Below are 20,182 nucleotides of genomic sequence, written 5' to 3' on the forward strand. Positions count from 1 at the left end.
AGCCCAATTGATCTTGTCACTGGCGTGATCGATGGCATTACAGGTGGCACTGATGGTAGTCCGATTGATCTTGTCACTGGCGCAATTGATGGCATCACTGGTGGTACTGACGGTAGTCCTATCGATTTAGTGACCAATGCACTTAGTGATGTAATCAATCCAGAAGATTCATTAGGAACAGTAACCAACTTACTTGGAAGCATTACTGGGGATTTAAACGGCGGTGTACTTGGCGGATTGACTGAGCTTACAGATACAATTAGTGGAACCCTAAGTGGTGACTCACTCAATTATGTGACAGATGCTATTGATGGTATTAGCGATAATTTTGGATTTGAATTCGACAGCGCAGATTTAGTTTTAAGCGTTGCTGAACCAACACAAACAATTATTAGCGGTGGCAACACAACTATCGATATTCTTCAAGACAGCGTAAGCACATTGTTTAGTGATACTACATTTGACAGTATTAATGATCTGATTGGCATAACACTCAATACAGATAGTGATCTTGCAAATAATACTGTAGATAATTTACTAACCGCCATCACAGGAACAACTTCAACCATTACAACTGTAGCGGATACAACAACTAGTGATAGCTCATTAACTGAGACGGTTACTCCTCAAACTTCTCTAACCAACTTAACTGACAACTTATTCCACAACTTAAGCTTGTTCTAACTCACAAAGACGAAAAAGCCGCTGTCCTCAGCGGCTTTTTTATTATCTATCGAAAATATATAAAATTCAGACGTAAAAAAACCGCAATTAAGCGGTTAATTTCTTTAAGTTGGTGCGCTCAGAGAGATTCGAACTCCCGACCCCTTAGTTCGTAGCCAAGTGCTCTATCCAGCTGAGCTATGAGCGCCTTAAGTAAAGTGGCGGTGAGAGAGGGATTCGAACCCTCGATACAGTTACCCGTATGCATCCTTAGCAGGGATGTGGTTTCAGCCACTCACCCATCTCACCGTAACACGAGCGCAATAATACAAACTAAAAGCTCATTACACAAGCCATGATCCTTATTTTTTATGTTTTTTTAAATCAATCAAATATTTTTTAATCAATTTCTGTTTTTTTTCAGCATTTTTTGTTGTCGCGCTTGATAATATAGTCTTCTCTTCTTTTATTTAGATCATGTGCATAAATAGAATCTTGCAATCTTTGACGTGCAGTCCAAGTTTGAATGTCTTATGCTAAAGTGATCTGCCAAATGTGAATTGGAACGATATGACTAATAATTGGGTTGATCCCGAAGCAAAAGCAGAAGCTGAACGTTACGATAATCCTATTCCTAGCCGAACTCTTATTTTAACTACATTAGAACAATTACAAACTGCACAGTCTCATGCAGAACTCGTAGACCACTTTAATATTCCTGATCAAAAAAGTATTGATGCGCTGAATCACCGTCTCAGTGCTATGGTTCGTGATGGCCAGCTCATGAAAGATGGCTTTAAATATCAACCTGCCACAGATGCACCTAGTCATGAAGCAACGGTTTATATTAATAGTAAAGGTTTAGGCACGGCGAATATTGCAGGTCAAAATGATGTGTTGTTACCTGAACGCGAGTTACGTCTCGTCTTTAATGGTGATCGCGTTAAAGTGCGTCAGACTTCAGTAGACCGTAAAGGTAAAGCTTGGGGTTTTATCACTGAAGTCGTACAACGACGTGTAAAACAGATTATTGGTAAAGTCTCTGAACATCAGGGCGAATACTTTATTCAACCAAGCAATCCTAATCAGCATCAGCCGATTACCCTTGAAAAAGAGTTGATTGAACATGCCAATGCTAAAGTTGGCGATATGTTGCGTGTTGCAATTGACGATTATCCAACGCGTGAAGAGCTGGCAACAGGCCATGTGATTCAATCAATGGCGGATAAAGCAGATACGGAAATTATTATTCCGCAAACGATTTTAGAGTTTGGTCTGCCTTATGAATTTCCTGAAGCAGTCATTAAAGAAGCTGAAAGCTTCAAAGAACCTTCTGAACAAGATATTAAAGGACGCGTTGATTTACGTGATTTACCATTAGTGACAATTGATGGTGAAGATGCGCGTGACTTTGACGATGCTGTTTATGCAGAGAAACGTCCTGGTGGCGGTTATCGTGTGGTGGTTGCGATTGCCGATGTAAGTCACTACGTTCGTTTAGATTCGCCTTTAAATGAAGAAGCTGAAGAACGCGGTACATCAGTTTATTTCCCGCACTTCGTTTTACCGATGCTACCTGAAGCATTATCGAATGGCTTATGTTCTTTAAATCCTCACGTTGACCGCTTATGTATGGTCTGTGACTTGAAACTTTCCCGCGCGGGCAAAGTAACAGGTTATGAATTCTACCCTTCTGTCATGCATTCAAAAGCACGTTTGACTTATACCCAAGTCGGTCAATATTTTGAAGGTGCGACTGATGCCATTCCAGCGGATAAAACGATTCATAAATCATTGAATACGCTATTTCAACTTTATCAAACTTTAAAAGAGCTACGTGCCAAACGTCATGCGATGGAGTTTGAAACCGTTGAAACTTACATGACCTTTGATGAGTTAGGCGGAATCAAGGAAATCTTGCCGCGCACGCGTAATGATGCACATAAACTCATTGAAGAATGTATGTTGTTAGCGAACGTTGCCGCAGCAGAATATGCGTTAGAACATGATATTCCAATGCTGTATCGTGTGCATGAAGCCCCTGAGTTTTCACGTATTCAAAAAGTTCGTGATTTTGTGAAATTATTAGGTTTGCCATTCCCTGAACAACCAACACAAGCGGATTATCAAGCCGTTATTGAAGCGACCAAAGATCGTTTGGATGCGCCAAGCATACATGCTGTGTTATTACGTTCAATGATGCAAGCTTACTACGGCGCAAAAAACTCAGGCCATTATGGTCTCGCTTATGAAGCATATACACACTTCACTTCGCCAATTCGTCGTTACCCAGATTTATTGTTACATCGTGCAATTAAAGCTTATCTCGATAAGAAGGTTTATCCACTTTCTGGTGCTGCTCTAGATGATGCAGGTGAGCATTTCTCACAAACTGAACGTCGTGCTGATGAAGCCTCACGCAGTGTGACTACTTGGTTGAAATGTCACTATATGCAACAGCATTTAGGTGATGAGTTTGTCGGCATTATTAGTGCAGTGACTGAATTTGGTCTATTTGTAACACTCAAAGATCTTTATGTTGATGGCATGATTCATGTCAGCCAGCTCGGTGAAGACTTCTTCCTTTATGATCAAGCGAGTCAAAGCTTAATTGGTCAGAATCGTGGGCAATCTTTTAGCCTCGGTGATGAAGTGAAGATTCAAGTGGCAGGTGTGAATTTGGAAGAGCGTAAGATCGACTTCCAATTGATACAACAATTGACACATTTAGGTCGTGTGATTCGTCAAAAAGCACCTCGTACTGCGAATTCTTCTAGCTCAAACCGCGCATCAACAACTGAAGAAGTGTTTGGTAAAGCCCCATCATCTACGAAAGCGAAAGTCAGTGAGGATGGTGAAAAACCTGTACGTAAGAAAAAAGATAAGAACAAACCAAGTTCTTATACTAAGAAACCTGCTAAAAAAGCGTCTGCTAAGACTGAAACTAAAGAAAAGGCAAAGAAAAAAGTGAAAAAGAAAAAGTCGAATGCGAAAGCAAAAACTGAGTAATTGATCAGAGATAAGGGCGCTTCGGCTCCCTTATTTTTTGTTATATAATGAATAGATAGACTATTTAAAGATATAAAAAAATTCTAATGACTCATTACCAAATCACAAAATATTATTATCATTACTATGTACTCGCTTGTTTATTCTTTTTAAGTATTAGTACAACTATTTATATATTTAAAGGGAACTTTTCACCTACATTAACAGTAAAGTTTGTCGCCTTGGTAATTGCTAGCTTTTTCTATGTATTGCTCATGCTTTACTTTCTCAATTTGAAAATGAATCAGGAGTGGGTGATTCCACGACAATGGCGACGCGTACAAATGCAGCCTAAACTTCACGTGTTAGTTATTTTTCCTTTATTTATTATTCCGTTACTCTGGCTCAACTTAGCAGGCACTTTCCCAATGATATGGACGTATATGGTGGACAACCTCAAATCGTGGAAGTATCAGCCACTGCCGTAAAAAAACGCTCCCGAAATACAGATTTTTATTCTTTCCAAACAGTTTATGCAGGAATTCCTATTTTTAGAATTACTTTGAATGAATATGAAGCGTATAAAAACCATCATCTCAAATTAAAGTTAAGTACTCGCCAAAGTCACTTCGGTACATATATTCTATCAATTGATGAAATTCAAATCACAACGCAAAACCTAACGAATAAATAATAAATCAACCTTGATTTCCCCTCTCCAAACCCCTACATCTATAACTATGTTTAAAGATGATATGGCAAAAAATACAATGACACTTCAGCAAGCAACACTCCCTACCCCACAGTTTGACAAAATCCAACTCGCCGACTTAAAACAACAAATTGAACAAAGCATCCAAGACGGACAAAACTTTTTAAATCAACTCACAGAAGTTCCTCAGCTAGCTGAAGCACAATTGCAAATACTGAATCAAGTCGATCAACTTGAAAACAATATGAGTGAGTCATGGGGCATCTTGTCGCACTTAAATGCAGTCATGAATAATGCTGAAACCCGTGAAGTTTACCAATCACTTTTACCCAGTTTAAGCGAATACTACACTCAGCTTGGACAGCACACAGCGCTGTATCAAACCTATCAACATATTCATGATAGCAATGTATTTCAAACATTAAGTGAAGCGCAACAAAGTGCGATTAAACTAGCATTACGTGATTTTAAACTATCAGGTGTTGCACTCGAAGGTGAAGCAAAAAAACGTTATGCAGAAATCTCTGCACGTTTATCTCAGCTTTCTTCTGACTTTTCCAATCATGTACTTGATGCAACCCAAGCCTACTTTAAACCTTTAGATGAAGCACAGCTCAAAGGACTACCGCAAAGCAGTGTTGAATTATTAAAGCAATACGGGCAACAACGTGAGCTTGAACAAGCCGTTGCGACACTGGATTTCCCTGCTTATTTTGCGATTATGACCTATGCAGATGATCGTGAATTGAGAGAAGAACTGTATAAGGCTTATGTCACTCGTGCATCAGAACAATCTGATAAAGCCGAGTTCGATAATACCCCAGTGATGGAAGAAATTCTGAGCTTGCGTCAAGAAATGGCCCAACTACTTGGTTTCAATAATTTTGCTGAATATTCTCTTGCCAGCAAGATGGCACCTGATGTTGAAACAGTAAATCAATTCCTTGTAGATTTAGCTGAACATGCACGTACCCCTGCGCTTGCTGAAATTGCAGAATTAAAAACAATCGCACAACAGGATGGCATTGAAGAATTAAAGCCGTGGGATGCAACCTACTATTCTGAAAAGTTAAAACAGCAACAATTCAATCTGTCTCAAGAAGCATTGAAACCATACTTCCCAGCGCCAAAAGTGGTGGAGGGTTTATTCCAAATTGTTCAACGTCTCTACGGTATCCAAATTATCGAGCGCCAAGTACCTGTTTGGCAGAATGATGTTCGTTATTTTGAAATTGAAGATCAAGGTCAAGTGGTCGGTGGTTTCTACTTCGACTTATATGCACGCAACGGCAAACGTGGCGGTGCATGGATGAGTGGTTTCCGTTCTCGTGTGCAAACAGAGAGTGGTCTACAAAAACCGATTTGCTACATGGTATGTAACTTTACTCCACCGATTGGCGATCAACCTGCGCTACTCACGCACGATGAAGTCATTACCTTATTCCATGAATTTGGTCATGGTTTACACCACATGCTGACAGAGGTGGACAATATCTCTGTGGCTGGAACACACGGCGTAGCATGGGATGCAGTCGAGTTACCAAGTCAGTTCATGGAATTTTGGGCATGGGATAATGAAAGTTTAGATGTCCTCAGTGAGCATACTGAAACTAAACAAACCTTACCGCAAGAATTGTTATCTGCATTGTTAAATGCGCGTTTCTTCCAATCAGGTATGCAAACACTACGTCAAATCGAATTTGCACTATTTGACCTCACTATTCACCGTCAATCGCCAGCTTTAAATAGTGAGCAAATCCAAGCGACTTTAGATGACATTCGAGCGAAATTTGCTGTTGTACCTACTGTACCATATAACCGTTTCCAACATAGTTTTAGCCATATCTTTGCTGGTGGCTATGCTGCAGGTTATTACTCTTACAAATGGGCAGAGGTTTTGGCGAGTGATGCCTTCGATCGCTTCGAAAGTGAAGGTATTTTTAACACCGAGACTGGAAAAGAATTTAGAAAGTTTATTCTAGCAGTTGGCGGAAAAGATACAGCACTTGATGCGTTTCGCAATTTCCGAAAAAGAGAACCAAAAATAGATGCATTATTACGTCATCAAGGTTGGACGAACACCAATAAAAGCGCTTAAACTACGTCAATATTGTTCACAGGGTGTAATTAACTGACATGAAAAGACAGTTCATCGCGGGTGCTAAATGCCCAAAATGCGGAGCCTTAGATCGTGTCGTTAAGATCATCACTGTGGATGACGAGTGGATTGAATGTATCGACTGTGCTTATAGTGAAAAACGCCCGACCCATGTGGAAGAGCAACAAGCTGCCGAGCCAGATGAAATTGGGGTGATACAATTCAAACCTCGTCATTTTGACTAGAAGGTTAGAAGATGATGTCCTCATATCAAAATGAAAACTCAAAATTATTATGGATGATAATCGGTGGGATCAGCATTGTTGTGGTGCTGATCTTTGCTGTTCAATGGTTCCTATCTCAAAATAATACAGATAAAGCAGTAACACCGACAGCATCAACAAAACCTGTTGCTGAGAAAGCCGTTACCGCAAAACCAGAAGCACCTATCGCAACGGCAGAAACGACGCATGCTGCAAGTGAAGTTGCTGCACCAATTCAATTGGTTGAAGAGTCAATTATTAAAGACCCAATCCCTTCAAATGATGCGTTAGCAAAAGAAGAAATTGCAAAACTTGATGACATTCATCACCAGCTGCAAGATCAACAGCAAGAGTTAAAGCAGCAACATACGGATGCAGACACATTACTCAAGTTAAAAGAAGAGCAAATCAAGTTACTCGAAGCTCAACTTGCGGCGCAGAATAAATCTTAATGATCAAAGGCTTTAATCCATATTAAAGCCTTTTTTATTAATATCTTAATCCACAACCTGATTAGAGCGAGCTTTGAACTGAATCGGTTTTTGAATCGTTTGTGCAATTAAAATACCTATTAACGTTAAACCACCGCCTAGGTAATGAAAAGCTTGTAGATGTTCCCCCAATAAGACGACAGCAATCAATGCCGTAAACAATGGAAGTAGATTCATAAAAATGCTGTTCCGATTCGGTCCTAAATGTCTTACCCCTTCGATCCACAAATAAGAAAGCAAGATCGAGGAGAATATACTTGCATACAAAATCAAAGGAATTGTAGTTTGATTCAGTTGCATATCAGCCGCAGGTAAAAAGATAAAAAAAGGCAGCACATATAGAATGGCAAAACTCGATTGCACAAAGTTCGATTGCCAAGCGGGAATCGGCATTTTCCAATGTTTGAGCAAAACACCATACAAAGCATAACCCAATGCAGCAACCAGCATTAAACCATCACCAAGATGAACACCTTGATCCCATATATTTAAAATAGAACCATGACTAAGCAAATATAAAATGCCGTAAAAAGATAAAGTGCCGCCAAACAACATGCCATAACTTATTTTATCTTTTAATATCAAACTACTCAGGATCATTGTTAATAATGGAATAAGCGCGGTAACAATCGCCATATTGGTCGCTGTCGTAGTCGCGGCAGCCTGATAAGACAAAAACTGAAATAATGATACAGATAGAAAACCACCTAAGGCCAATTGCTTCCAATAGAGTTGAATCGTATGTCGATTTTTCCAAACAGGAATCAGTACAAAAGTACTCATGACTGCTAGCGCTAACACTAAACGATAAAAAGTAATCGCGACTGGTGAAATGTTATGACTTGCCATTTTGGATACAACGACATTGCCCGCCCAAAATAAAATGGCAAATAATGGATACAAAGAAGCTTTTTGAAACATGATCTCAACCTATGCATTACGGTGACAATCATGCTAAAAAACTATTTATTTAAAGTTTCTCGATAAAAAGACGATAACTATCGAGAAACAGACAATCTAATCGTGGATATCCAATCTATGGGAAAGAATTTTCAACATGGTTTTTTAGATTATCCTGTCTATGCATTTTCTGAGAATTACCCTCATGGTCATGTCGAGGATTGGCATCATCATGATCGTATTCAAATGATCCATACGCTTTCAGGCGTAATACGCATTCAAACAGATGAGGGTATTTGGATTACACCTCCTGGACGTGGAGTTTGGATTCCTGCCAACAAACCACATGCCTTATTAAGTAGTGGCGGCGTTAAAGCACGAGGTGTATTTATCTCTCCCTGTGCCCGTGAAAATCTTGTCAACGAATGCCGTGTGATCGCCATCCCTGCTTTACTACGGGAGTTAATGAGCAGCGCCATGGAAATTCAAACCGCAATACAACCGAATAGTAGGAATCAAAGATTGCTTGAAATGATCTTGGATGAAATTGAATTACTACCAACACTCGCGTTTAACTTGCCTGAACCACAAAGTCAAAAGCTGAAATTATTATGCCAAGAAGTCAAAGCGAACCTCAGTATCAATTGGAATTTGGAAGATACGGCGGACTACTTACATATGAGCAGTAAGACGCTTGCTCGACATTTCCAAAAAGAAACGGGTTTGCATTTTTCCCATTGGGTTCGACAAGCCAAATTAATGCAAGCAATGATAGATCTAGCAATGAATAAACCCATTTTGAATGTCGCCTTAGAGCTTGGTTATGATAGTCCAAGTGCGTTTAGTGCTATGTTTAAGCGAGAAACAGGCATGACACCAAGTGGCTATGCTTGTCAGTTTCCCACCACTCAATAAACAATGTGAACACATTGATAAATACTTATTTCATCTTCTAAGAGCTAAATGAGATTTCTTTCAATGACTGAGCAGCTTAAAATGAACGCATTATCCAAATCTCCTCAAAGCATATGACGCTTATACAAACTAATCGTAATTTATTTCTAGCGATTGGTTGCCTAACGATTTCAGCACTCTTGTTCTCAGTCATGGGGATTTGCATTCGATATGCTTCACAAAGTGTCGATAATTACACGATTGTATTTTTCCGCAATTTAGTTGGATTAGTTCTTTTTCTACCATTTATTTTCAAACAAGGAGTTCATTTTGTAAAAACGGAAAAACTCTGGATGCATACATGGCGAAGCCTCATTGGCTTAGCAGCAATGTATGGCTTTTTCTATGCAATTGCACATCTAAAGCTTTCCAATGCTATGGTCTTTACCTACTCATCCCCCATCTTCATTCCGCTGATCGCATGGTTATTCCTAAAAGAAAAAATTACAACGGCGATGTTATGTGCAGCAGGCTTAGGCTTTATCGGTGTTTTTTGTGTGGCCAAACCTGATCAAGGATTATTGAACTGGATTTCGATTATCGGAATCGCATCAAGTTTATTTGCATCAATGGCTTTCGTCACGGTACGAGCACTGACCCAAACAGAACCACCCGAACGCATTGTTTTTTACTTCTGCCTTATCGGCTCGCTGATCTCAGTCATTCCCATGTTTTGGGTATGGCGTCCATATCATTTACATGAATTATTTTTCCTGATTGCAGCAGGCGTACTTGCAAATGTGAGTCAGATTTTCATGTCTCATGCCTACCGCCTAGCACCTGCTGGACAGATTGCACCCGTCAATTATATGGCAATTATTTTCGCAGGAATTTGGGGATTTTTACTATGGAATGAAGTCCCTGACCTATATAGCATTATTGGTTTTTGCATTATTTTGTTGGCAATTTTATTATGTAGCCCACTTACACAAAGAGATAAGAAATGGCGTTTAAAACTTTAACAATACGCCATTCTTTTGAATAAATTTGCAACAATACAAATTAGGAAAATTCAAATTCATGAATATAAGAAATACCATTTTTACAAACGAATCTTCTGAAATGATTTCAGCCTTCAACAAAGCGCAAGAAACTTTTAAATACTTTTGGCGAGAGCTTTCTTGGGAATATCGCAGAATAATTCCTGTTTTTGATCTTGCTTATGTTAAATGTGCATTTATCCAAGAACACAGCGACTCATCTGATTCACCACTAGTTGAATATATGTGGATAAGCCAAATTGATTTTGATGGAACTACGATCTCTGGTCAGTTAATGAATCAACCAAACTATATCGACAATGTACAAGCTGGTGAAATTATAGAGCAACCATTTGAGACGATCGTCGACTGGATGTTTTTAACTCAAGATCAAGTTTATGGTGGCTTTACGATTCAAGAATATCGTAAACAATTAAATGATTCTGAGCGAAAAGAATATGATGCGTCATGGGGAATAAATTTTGGTGACCCCAACAATATCTTATTTGTCTATGATCAAGAGGAACATCCAGAAAACTTAATTGAACATCCCATGTGCGAAAAGATGTTAGATAGTTTTTTACACTTTATCCAAACCAATCCAACTGTAATTCATGAAAGAGATAATCGCGGTAATCAATTATTACACCGAGAAGCTATTGCGGGTAATTTCTTAATTATTCAAGCATTACTGCAACATAATCTAGATAAGTCAGCGCTGAATAACCAATCTATGACCGCCTCAGATTTAGCTCATAAAATGGGATGGGAAAATATTGCAAAATTATTAGCATAGCTTTCATCTACTTATAGTCATTCCTATTTTGATATACAGAAAAAAAAGCACCCGAAGGTGCTTTTTTAATAAGTCTCACACTTAATTAGTGATACCAACCAAACAACTTAAAGAAGTAAGGAACATACGCAATAATCAAGATTGCAGGAACCATCACTAACAATGGGAAGATCCAACGTTCATAACGGTAGAAGAAGGATAAATGACGAACTTCTGCATCCGCTTCCGCGACTTCTGCATCACCAATCGCCTGCCTTGCCAATAAGTGGTTCAATGCAACTGGTGGTGTGATATAACCCAATTCGAACCCAACCAATGCAATCATCCAGAAGTGAACAGGGTCAATACCGTATTGATATGCAACAGGTGCAACAGTTGCCGTAATCAAAATAACTGCACCAAATGGATCCATGATCATACCCACGAAGATCATTAGCATTACGATTAAGCTAATAACAACAAAGGTACTGCTAATATCTTTAGGGAAAGCTTCCATGATTTGGATATGCTCAAGGAAACCACCAACACTAACTGAAAGTGCCATCAAGATCACAAGCGCACCAATGTGCCCAACCGTTTCACTTGTCGCTAAATGCAATGCTTTACCAAACGAAACATTACGTTCTGGCTTGCGAGGGTCATCTTCAGGGTTGATCTGAGGTGCAGGTTGCGTACCATCTACAGGTGCAGTATAGGTATTTAACGTACTATCCCAATGCCCTACTGGTGCTAATGGTGCAGGCTCTTTACGTAATTTATCAAACAACACCATCATTAATAAGATGATTGGCATCATCACTGGTGCTGTAAATTCATTTAAATCAGTCGCTAAAGCATGTTTGTAGAACAACCAGATTAAAACGAAAATTACGATATATGGAGATACTGGCACGAATGCACGTAAAGATTTTGGCAAAGCAATGTTAAGCGGTGCAATTCGGAATTTCTGCTCCGCAAAGATCAATGCAATGATCAAAAATAAAGTCGAGGTTAATAAGAAAGTGTATAAACCATATTGATAAAGTAAATCAGTTGTTACTTCTTTGTTCAATGAAGCAACCACGACAATCAATAAACATGGACGAAGTACAACACCCATCGAACCAGATAGTGCTGTCGCTGCTAAAGCAAATTGACGACGACCACCTGCATTCCATACTTCTTTATAAATAATTGCACCAGCCGCAATAACGAAAATACCAGATGCACCTGTGTAGGCTGTTGGTAATGCTGCTGCAATTAAGATTAACCAAGTTAATGTTTCAGGCGCCAAATTCCATGGACGTAGAATATTTAAGAATAAATCTACAATACGAGTTTGCTTCAGCAACATACCCGCCCAGATAAACAAGGCAAGATTCAAGAAGATATTTGAGAACTCGACCAACTGACCAAGATAAATACCTTGCCCCATTGGGTAATCCATAAAGATGGTAAATGCAACACCGGTGATGATCGCCATATATGCATATAGCGGCACACTGAGGAATGCTAAACCAATATTGCCGCCCTGACGTGTTGGTGTTGGAGGCTTCGCTAACTGGAATAAACTAATTAAAGTTAAACAGCCAAATAGCACCATCCATAGCCAATAAATAATCTTCATTTCTGGAGACATTGGCACGCCAGAATTCATGACAGAATTATATTGGCTAATCACAGATGATGTAAGAAAACCATTACCGAGTAGCATCGCAACGCTGTAGACACGGAAGTCAATTTTAGTCGCTGGACTACGTAAACCAATATGATGTGTTTTTAGGGTCGCACTGATTGCGGCGAAGACAACCATGATCACCAAAAATAATGCACGATTCTCAGTACCAAATTTAAAGATACCAAAGAAGCTCGTTTCAATTTTACGATAAGTACGGATACTCGGATGAGCCTCCATATGCTTCATAGCTTTATCATAGAACTGATACTTTTCATCACACTGCTCACGAGCAGCAATCAATGACGCACGGACATCAGCTTCAGATGCAACGCCAAACATACTTGCAAATTCATCAGCAGCATTGATTTTCATCTGCTCTTGAACTTGTGCATCGATATTCGGATGTCGATCACAGCTTGGCTTTTCTGGTTCAGCACGAAGAAATGAGTATTGCATTCCTGTATCAGGATCGCCATACAGACGCTCCCCCATACGCAATAATTGACCATGAATCATCTCACCTGTACCAATGACCAACGTCATTAGTAATAAGACGAGGATGACAAATGTCGATATCCACTCCGTCCAAATATAACTCAGTAGACCTAATCCAGACTTTTTCTCTTGATCATTTTGCATGTCTATTCCAATTTTTGTTAGCAACATCCATCCAAAGATGTTGATTCATGCGAAGTCCATGGTTGATAGATAAATGAATTTACCCTCTTGGTAACCAATCCCTTTTTCAAACCGCCTAAATTTGCAGCAAACTTTTTCAAAAAAGAATGACTACATTCACTTTTTTATTGGTTGTTTTTATCAATTAATCTGTTCTCTCTACCCTTCTAAACAATAAATAACTGAGCCCACATAACACACCACCAATCGCACCAATCAAATGCGCCTCAGTAAGTACAGGGCTACCTATCAGCTGTGCCGTACCTGTTTGTCCAAAGGTATTTTCCCAAACTAGTTTTGTGGCAATAAGTAGCAGCACTAAAATGGCAAACTTTCTTTCTTTCGGATATTGCAGATACACTAGACCAACTGCGGTATATAAACCATGTAATACACCTGAAAGCCCAGCATATGCTTCAATATAAGGTAAATAGAAATAAAAAATGAGACTGATAAATGGCGGAAGTAACAGCAGTAATACACATAAATGCCAATTACGTGCATGAGGAAAGATAAATGGTAAACAAGCGAATGCCAACATATTCAAAAAGAAATGCATCCATCCCACATGTACCCAATGCGCAGTCCACAATCGCCAAAACTCAGCGAGTAAACTCGGTCTCCAGTAAATAAAAAGATCGGGAAAAACCTGAAGACACGCTGATACTGAAACACATACCGCGATCAAAATGACTTTCCCTATCCATATTTGATCTTTCATTTATGCCCCTTTCTTCAAAACACACCTTTTACGATTTAAAAATAATAAATCACTTCATTTTTAATGTTGTAAAAGGTCGTTTAATTCAGGTTACTGAGCTGGTTGTTCTTCAGCTGGTGCAGATGCTTCATCTCCACCACCATCAAATAAATCATCGAGTTCAGAAGAAGTTTCTGGCTGATCATCCCAGAACGTTGATAAACCTTCTCGTGTCGATCTTACACCCGTATTTTCTGTCCAATAACGATCAGCAATACCACGAACCATTAAACCAGCCATTTTATCAATCAATCTAAATTGAGGATTAGCAGGTTTATCATCACCCGTTGCAGCGGCGTATGAACGGAACGCATCACGAAGTTTGGCATCATCACCACTTGCTTGTGCTGCAACAGCATACAAAGCATGTGCTAAACGCACACCCTTCTTCTCACCAATAGCCATCGACTGTTTCAGCGTCGCATACGGTTCTGGCTTACCGTCACCTGCACCTGGCAATAATGTCCAAATGACCGCGCGGGTTGCCATTGGAGCACCCCAGAATTTTTCATTATCTAGACAAACCATGCCGCGCTCAACAATACCTGCAATATCTTTAGGAACGTTAATCGCACCGCCTGAGTTAATATCATTGGTCATTGCTTGCAAACCATTAATCATACCGAGCAAATAAACAGTTTGATCAAGGTCGTTGCGCATGGTTGGGCAAGAGTCACCTAATTTATAATTGTATTTTGCTTCCCAACGATTGGCAAAAAGCTTATAACTTGCATATTGACGTTCAGCAGCAATCCCAGCCCAGCGTTTTTGCTCAACTCGAGCATCCTGAGCTTCGGTCACTTGACCAGCTTTAGCTGCACGTAAATAGCGTAATTCAGCTTCAAGTGCTTCATTTTCAGCACAAATACCCGCAGCGGTATATAACAATACCGCCATACGGGTCGGGTCTGCACCCATATCTTTTGTTGACATAATTGCAGGGGTTAAAGCATTCCCTGAATTACACACCATTTCAGCATCATCCATCGCTAAAATTGGTGGAACAATATGATTTTCACTAAAACCTAATGCAACATTCGCCCCTGTTTTTATCACATACGAACATCCAGATAACATTGATGTTGTAAGCAAAGCAACCGCCACACCCTTTCCCATTTTGTGGAGCTTAGACATTCTTCCTGTCCTCTTTAATTTGTTTTTCCTTTTAGATGTACATTATCAGATGCAATACTTGAATTAAAGAGTAATTGCTCTAATTTTAACATGGACATTTTGACACAATTCACAGATAAGCGAATTGACATAGAATTCAGAATACATAAATTTCAGGCAAAAAAAAGTAGCATTGCGACGGTTCAGCACATGCTACTTATTAACTGGTTAAAACGTGAAACTCTTTATCTTTTAGTTTTTATCAAAAATAATCCTTGAGTAATGTTCCAGCTCTTCCTACAACAATCGCCATAACGACTGCAATTACTAGAAACATCCACATTGAAATCTCCATAGAGACCTCCTACACTTTTGTATCTACTTTTGATAGATACCAGATCGACGTTCATCATCAGCATTCACGGGATTGTGATATATTGATGACACCTTCAATCTCTTTCTCTTGGTCACTACAACATGATGCTGCTGTGATTCAAGAAGTTCCCTGAGTAAAGTTCCTGCTCTTCCTATAACGATTGCAAGAATAGTTGCAATCACCAGAAACGACCATGTTGGAATTTCCATCATCTTAGGACCTCCACCACACTTTACGTTGGTGTTTGTACTTTAACGAAAATGAACTCAGGTTAAAGGCTGAATTGTCTGACAATCCATATTTTCAGTATTTTTTAGAGTATTTAATCTAACAATTCAAAGTAAAAAGATGAGAAAAACACATAACCAACTGAAAAATATTATCTTAATAAAAATATACAACTGTAGAATTGTCGAACAATTATGCTAGTTTTACGAGTATTTTCAGGTTTTTCCAGTGAAAGTAGGCTAACTGATCCCACCAAATGACTAAATTTTTATGTTGAGGATCAGAAAAATAGATCACGATGTAGCAATGATGATCAATTATTTTAACAATTTCCCGTTGTTGAATATCTAAATTTGGATCAGAAAATTCGACTGACCATAAATTCTTTTCTAAATTCTCGATCTTTTTAATTTGCGATTGTTTAAAAAATAGTACCCATGCACCACACATGAAAAGAAAACTGATAAAGAAAAATAAAGGTTTTAATAATAGATAGGATAAAAAACTGATTCCAAGAAAAATCAAAAGTTGCAAAACAATCGAAAACCGACTGTATTGCAACTCAAAAACTCGCTGATTAGCCATGTACATTATGTTTTAATTTTAAGATAAATTCTTTTAGCTCAGTCCGAGGCGGTTCACCCACTTCCATAAACCAGTCAAGCAAATCTGGATCTTCTTGATCTACCAACTCAGCAAATAAAGCTTTTTCAGCAGGCTCAGCACTCAAATAGCAATTCTTCACATAAGGGTCGAAATACACATCAATTTCTTTTAACCCACGACGAGCACGGTAAATTACCTTACGTTCTTCTAACGTCATTTCATCAGACATCTTATGTTCCGCTATGCAACTATTTGTGCATAGTGTACCCGATCGCACTATAACTTTCGTCAACATTTTTCCTAAGTGACCAAATACATCAATCAAATTGAGCATTGATCACATTGTTCAATATTTTCGATTTCTTGTATGGTGACGATGATGATTTTTAATCCATAAACTAGGGAAAAAATAACAAATGCAATCAGGTGCTATTCGTCCAATTCCAAACATGTTACCACGTAAGCTTTTTACATCTGATCATGAAGCTTTCCGTGAAACTGTACGTAAATTCTATGAAAAAGAAGTTGTTCCAAATATTGAAAAATATGAGAAACAACAACATGTTGACCGTGACTTATGGAATAAAGCTGGCGAACTTGGTCTGTTATGTACCACTATGCCTGAACAATATGGTGGATCAGGTGTAGATCGTCTTTACAGTATGATTTTGATCGAAGAACAAGCCTATGCAATGGATTCAAGCACAGGGTTTTCGCTCCATTCTGACATTGTTGCGAACTATATCAACAACTTTGGTAATGAAGAACAAAAGCAACATTGGTTGCCAAAAATGGCAACAGGTGAAACTGTAACTGCGATTGCCATGACGGAACCAGGTACAGGTTCAGACCTTCAAGCTGTCCGCACGACTGCCGTACTTGATGGTGATGAATATGTAATCAATGGTTCTAAAATCTTTATTACCAATGGCTATCTTTGCGATATGGCAATTGTCGTCTGTAAAACAGGCAACACGGAGAAAGGTTCAGCAAATCTTTCTTTAATCATTGTAGAAGCTGATCGTGCTGGTTTTAGTAAAGGAAAACCTTTAAATAAAATCGGGATGAAAGGTCAAGATACTTGTGAACTGTTCTTTGACAATGTTCGTGTACCAAAAGAAAATCTGCTTGGTATGGAAGGCATGGGCTTCATGATGTTGATGAAAGAACTTGCTTGGGAACGTATGCTGGTTGCGATTATTTGCCAAGCAGGTGCTGAAGCAGCTTTTGCACATACTATTCAATACACTAAAGATCGTAAAGCATTCGGCAAGCCAATCGGCACATTCCAAAATACGCGCTTTAAATTGGCTGAGTTACGTACTGAAATCGACTTCTGTCGTACTTATTTAGATCGTTGTATGGAACGACAACTCGAAGAAAGTTTAGGCGTTGATGCAGCAGCGGCAGCTAAATATAAGATTTCGGATATGTTTTCTAAAGTTGTAGATGACTGCTTACAACTACACGGTGGCTATGGTTATATGCTTGAGTATCCAATTGCACGCGCATATATCGACAATCGCGCCAACCGTATTTATGCGGGTACCAATGAGATCATGAAAGAACTTATTTCTCGTACTCTATAAAAATAAATAGCATAAAAAAGGGATCATCATTATGATCCCTTTTTGATTGATTATTTCTGTTCAGCTTTTTCTACCGCAGCTACTGGTGCTGGGTTCATACGAGCCATTAACTGTTTTACGGTAGGATTCTCAACATGTTCTTGCATGGTAGTGTTTAAAGCATTACGAGCATTTTGCGTTGTGAAATGAGCAACCTCTCCTCCAATTTCACTTGCTTTCTTTGCCCACGCCTTCCCTTCATTTGACTGATAAAAGTTTAAAGCGGCTTGTAACTCTTTCTGGCTAAACGTTTCCACATAACGCTGAACAATAAATTGTTTACGTTGTTCACTATTTAAGTTTTTAGTTAAATCAGTGAAAAAATTAGCTGGCATATCTTTTGGTAAGCGCATACGAATTTGTTCAAGAATCATTTTATCCGTATTTTCAAGTCCTTGTTCAGTACCATCAACCGAAACCAACTTCTCAGCAATTGCTGTCTTTTGTTTAACATCATCAGCATAACTGAATGTACTAAGTAAGATAGTCCCCAAAATGATGATTTTTCTCATCGTATTATCCCTAATATAAATTTTCTAATGTGCTCAATATACGCGATATTTCTAAGATTTAAACCCTGAGCACAAATAAAAAACCCTATGCCATGCATAGGGTTTCAAATTATTCAAGCAAAAATTATGATACTAATTTTGGCTTACGGTTTGCTGTTTGCTCACCGCGCTTATGGAATTCTAAAACACCATCATTAAACTTAGCATCTTTTAACTCCTTACGATCTGCAAGGTAATTATTTGTGATCTTCCAAGGTGCTTGCTTACCTTGTTTTGGCATCACATCCGCTGCGCGGGCGATATAACCAGATGACATTTTACCCATGATGGTGTCATTTTCGCGCTGTGAAGGATCGGCGTGTGCAATCACCTCATCAAAACCATTTTTATCCATATGATTAATCAAACGGCAAATATAATCAGCAGCAATATCAACCTTCAAAGTCCATGACGCATTGATATAACCAATGATCATTGCCATATTAGGCACATCGCTCACCATAACGCCTTGATAAAGCATATGTTGAGATGTATTCATTGGTTTACCATCGATTGAACCTTGGACACCACCTAAAATCTGAATCTCTAAACCAGTTGCTGAAATCACAATATCAGCCTCTAAATGTTTACCAGATTTCAATTGAATACCATTTGCGGTGAATTTCTCGATTTGATCTGTCTCAACACTTGCCTGACCTTCACGCAATGCTTTGAATAAATCACCATCTGGCACAACACATAAACGTTGATCCCAAGGATTGTAACTTGGAGTAAAGTGTTTCATATCCACTTTGCCTTTCAACTGCAACTCAATGCCTTTCAACAATAAACGACGTACAGTTTTTGGATACTTTTGCGCTAGCGCATAAATACCACGTTGCATACCAATATTACGTGCACGAGTAAATTTATAAGCCGTTTCTTCAGACATAAATTTACGTGTTTTTTCATAAATAAAGTCGATAGAAGGAATCGTCGCAATATACGTTGGCGAACGTTGTAACATCGTCACATGACCTGCACCACCTTTGACCATAGAAGGTACAAGGGTAATTGCAGTTGCACCACTGCCGATGATCACAACTTTTTTACCTGTGTAATCTAAATTTTCTGGCCAGTGCTGTGGATGAATAAACTGACCTTTGAAATCTTCTTGTTTCGGGAACTTAGGTGCATAACCTTGATCGTAGTTATAGTACCCTGTACAACCCATTACGAAGTTTGCAGACCACGTTTGTTTTTTCTTGTTGTTATCTTCGATCTCAACTAACCATTTTTTCTTTGTAGAATCATAGTTCGCAGAAAGTACACGATGACCAAAGTGAATTTTGTCTTTTAACTGATTTTCACTAATCACATCACTTAAATAGCCTTTGATCTCAGCACCGCTAGCCAACACTTTGTCTTTTGCCCATGGCTTGAAGTTAAAACCAAACGTTGACATATCAGAATCTGAACGAATACCAGGATAGCGGAATAAATCCCAAGTTCCACCAAAGCTTTCACGACGCTCTAAGATTTCAAATTTGCGTTGTGGACAATTTTTAGAGAGATGTACAGCTAACCCAATCCCAGAGATACCTGCACCAATAATCAATACATCAACTTGCTTTTCCATTTTTTTTATACCCTGTATAAACCATGACTTTATTAAAGCACAAATTTGACAATACACAATGTCAAGTTTAGTCATTCATCGGTTTTTTCATGTCACTTCGGGACATTTTTAGAAAAAGAGAGTGTAAAAAATCCTGAGATTTTTGCTTGGATTTGCAATTT

17 protein-coding genes, 2 tRNA genes and 2 pseudogenes are annotated in these 20,182 nt (G+C 38.8%); 10 read left to right on the forward strand and 11 right to left on the reverse strand.

Going from position 1 to position 20,182, the window contains the following annotated elements; genetic code table 11:
- Positions 1–684: pseudogene (locus tag F959_RS03385) on the forward strand (hypothetical protein); the annotation flags it as partial.
- Positions 685–794: 110 nt separating this feature from the next.
- On the opposite strand, the gene F959_RS03390 reads toward F959_RS03385, so the two are convergent.
- Positions 795–871: transfer RNA gene (locus tag F959_RS03390), tRNA-Arg, on the reverse strand.
- A gap of 11 nt (positions 872–882) precedes the next feature.
- Positions 883–972: transfer RNA gene (locus F959_RS03395), tRNA-Ser, on the reverse strand.
- A gap of 261 nt (positions 973–1,233) precedes the next feature.
- On the opposite strand from F959_RS03395, the gene rnr reads away from it, so the two are divergent.
- From rnr to F959_RS03420, 5 genes and pseudogenes are all read left to right on the forward strand, one after another.
- Complete coding sequence (rnr, locus tag F959_RS03400) at positions 1,234–3,672, forward strand: ribonuclease R (protein WP_004877574.1); 2,439 nt, start codon at positions 1,234–1,236, stop codon at positions 3,670–3,672.
- An 86-nt stretch (positions 3,673–3,758) separates the two neighbouring features.
- A pseudogene (locus F959_RS03405) lies at positions 3,759–4,345 on the forward strand (hypothetical protein).
- Between the two features lie 76 nt (positions 4,346–4,421).
- Positions 4,422–6,461 (forward strand): M3 family metallopeptidase, encoded by a 2,040-nt coding sequence (locus F959_RS03410; RefSeq protein WP_029424860.1) that lies wholly within the window; start codon positions 4,422–4,424, stop codon positions 6,459–6,461.
- A 38-nt stretch (positions 6,462–6,499) separates the two neighbouring features.
- Entirely contained in the window at positions 6,500–6,706 is a 207-nt protein-coding gene (locus F959_RS03415) for a YheV family putative metal-binding protein (protein WP_004877578.1), read from the forward strand.
- A gap of 14 nt (positions 6,707–6,720) precedes the next feature.
- Entirely contained in the window at positions 6,721–7,176 is a 456-nt protein-coding gene (locus tag F959_RS03420; RefSeq protein WP_004877580.1) for a hypothetical protein, read from the forward strand.
- A 45-nt stretch (positions 7,177–7,221) separates the two neighbouring features.
- Here F959_RS03420 and F959_RS03425 read toward each other — a convergent pair whose 3' ends face one another.
- Positions 7,222–8,136 carry a DMT family transporter gene (locus F959_RS03425; RefSeq protein WP_004877582.1) on the reverse strand — a complete coding sequence of 305 codons (915 nt, stop codon included), beginning with the start codon at positions 8,134–8,136 and terminating at the stop codon, positions 7,222–7,224.
- Between the two features lie 117 nt (positions 8,137–8,253).
- Here F959_RS03425 and F959_RS03430 point away from each other — a divergent pair, with 117 nt between their 5' ends.
- The 3 genes from F959_RS03430 (at position 8,254) to F959_RS03440 (ending at position 10,845) form a co-directional block, all read left to right on the forward strand.
- Positions 8,254–9,030 (forward strand): AraC family transcriptional regulator, encoded by a 777-nt coding sequence (locus F959_RS03430; protein WP_004877584.1) that lies wholly within the window; start codon positions 8,254–8,256, stop codon positions 9,028–9,030.
- 113 nt (positions 9,031–9,143) lie between these two features.
- Positions 9,144–10,031: a DMT family transporter gene (locus F959_RS03435; protein ID WP_004877586.1), complete on the forward strand. Its 888-nt coding sequence runs from the start codon at positions 9,144–9,146 to the stop codon at positions 10,029–10,031.
- A gap of 58 nt (positions 10,032–10,089) precedes the next feature.
- The gene (locus tag F959_RS03440) at positions 10,090–10,845 is read left to right on the forward strand and encodes a DUF2314 domain-containing protein (protein ID WP_004877588.1); all 756 of its coding nucleotides are present in this window, start codon (positions 10,090–10,092) and stop codon (positions 10,843–10,845) included.
- 85 nt (positions 10,846–10,930) lie between these two features.
- On the opposite strand, the gene F959_RS03445 is transcribed toward F959_RS03440, so the two are convergent.
- The 6 genes from F959_RS03445 to F959_RS03470 form a co-directional block, all read right to left on the reverse strand.
- Positions 10,931–13,141 (reverse strand): TRAP transporter large permease subunit, encoded by a 2,211-nt coding sequence (locus F959_RS03445; protein ID WP_004877589.1) that lies wholly within the window; start codon positions 13,139–13,141, stop codon positions 10,931–10,933.
- A gap of 184 nt (positions 13,142–13,325) precedes the next feature.
- Positions 13,326–13,901: a rhombosortase gene (gene rrtA, locus F959_RS03450; protein WP_004877594.1), complete on the reverse strand. Its 576-nt coding sequence runs from the start codon at positions 13,899–13,901 to the stop codon at positions 13,326–13,328.
- A 90-nt stretch (positions 13,902–13,991) separates the two neighbouring features.
- Complete coding sequence (locus F959_RS03455) at positions 13,992–15,074, reverse strand: hypothetical protein (protein WP_004877596.1); 1,083 nt, start codon at positions 15,072–15,074, stop codon at positions 13,992–13,994.
- A 357-nt stretch (positions 15,075–15,431) separates the two neighbouring features.
- Positions 15,432–15,641: a hypothetical protein gene (locus F959_RS03460; RefSeq protein WP_004877600.1), complete on the reverse strand. Its 210-nt coding sequence runs from the start codon at positions 15,639–15,641 to the stop codon at positions 15,432–15,434.
- 208 nt (positions 15,642–15,849) lie between these two features.
- Positions 15,850–16,242, reverse strand: coding sequence for a hypothetical protein (locus F959_RS16830; RefSeq protein WP_004877602.1), 393 nt, complete (start codon positions 16,240–16,242; stop codon positions 15,850–15,852).
- Positions 16,235–16,492, reverse strand: coding sequence for an FAD assembly factor SdhE (locus tag F959_RS03470; protein WP_004877603.1), 258 nt, complete (start codon positions 16,490–16,492; stop codon positions 16,235–16,237). Before F959_RS03470 ends, F959_RS16830 begins: the two co-directional genes overlap by 8 nt.
- 187 nt (positions 16,493–16,679) lie before the next feature.
- Between F959_RS03470 and F959_RS03475 the strand changes: the two genes are divergently transcribed.
- Positions 16,680–17,852, forward strand: coding sequence for an acyl-CoA dehydrogenase family protein (locus F959_RS03475; protein ID WP_004877605.1), 1,173 nt, complete (start codon positions 16,680–16,682; stop codon positions 17,850–17,852).
- 50 nt (positions 17,853–17,902) lie between these two features.
- On the opposite strand, the gene F959_RS03480 is transcribed toward F959_RS03475, so the two are convergent.
- A complete protein-coding gene (locus F959_RS03480) occupies positions 17,903–18,403 on the reverse strand; it encodes a DUF2059 domain-containing protein (RefSeq protein WP_004877608.1) in 501 nt (166 codons plus the stop codon).
- Between the two features lie 124 nt (positions 18,404–18,527).
- Positions 18,528–20,021 carry a flavin-containing monooxygenase gene (locus tag F959_RS03485; protein ID WP_004877609.1) on the reverse strand — a complete coding sequence of 498 codons (1,494 nt, stop codon included), beginning with the start codon at positions 20,019–20,021 and terminating at the stop codon, positions 18,528–18,530.
- Between the last annotated feature and the right edge of the window lie 161 nt (positions 20,022–20,182).

The organism is Acinetobacter venetianus RAG-1 = CIP 110063, assembly GCF_000368585.1.
In the GTDB taxonomy this organism is placed as follows: domain Bacteria; phylum Pseudomonadota; class Gammaproteobacteria; order Pseudomonadales; family Moraxellaceae; genus Acinetobacter; species Acinetobacter venetianus.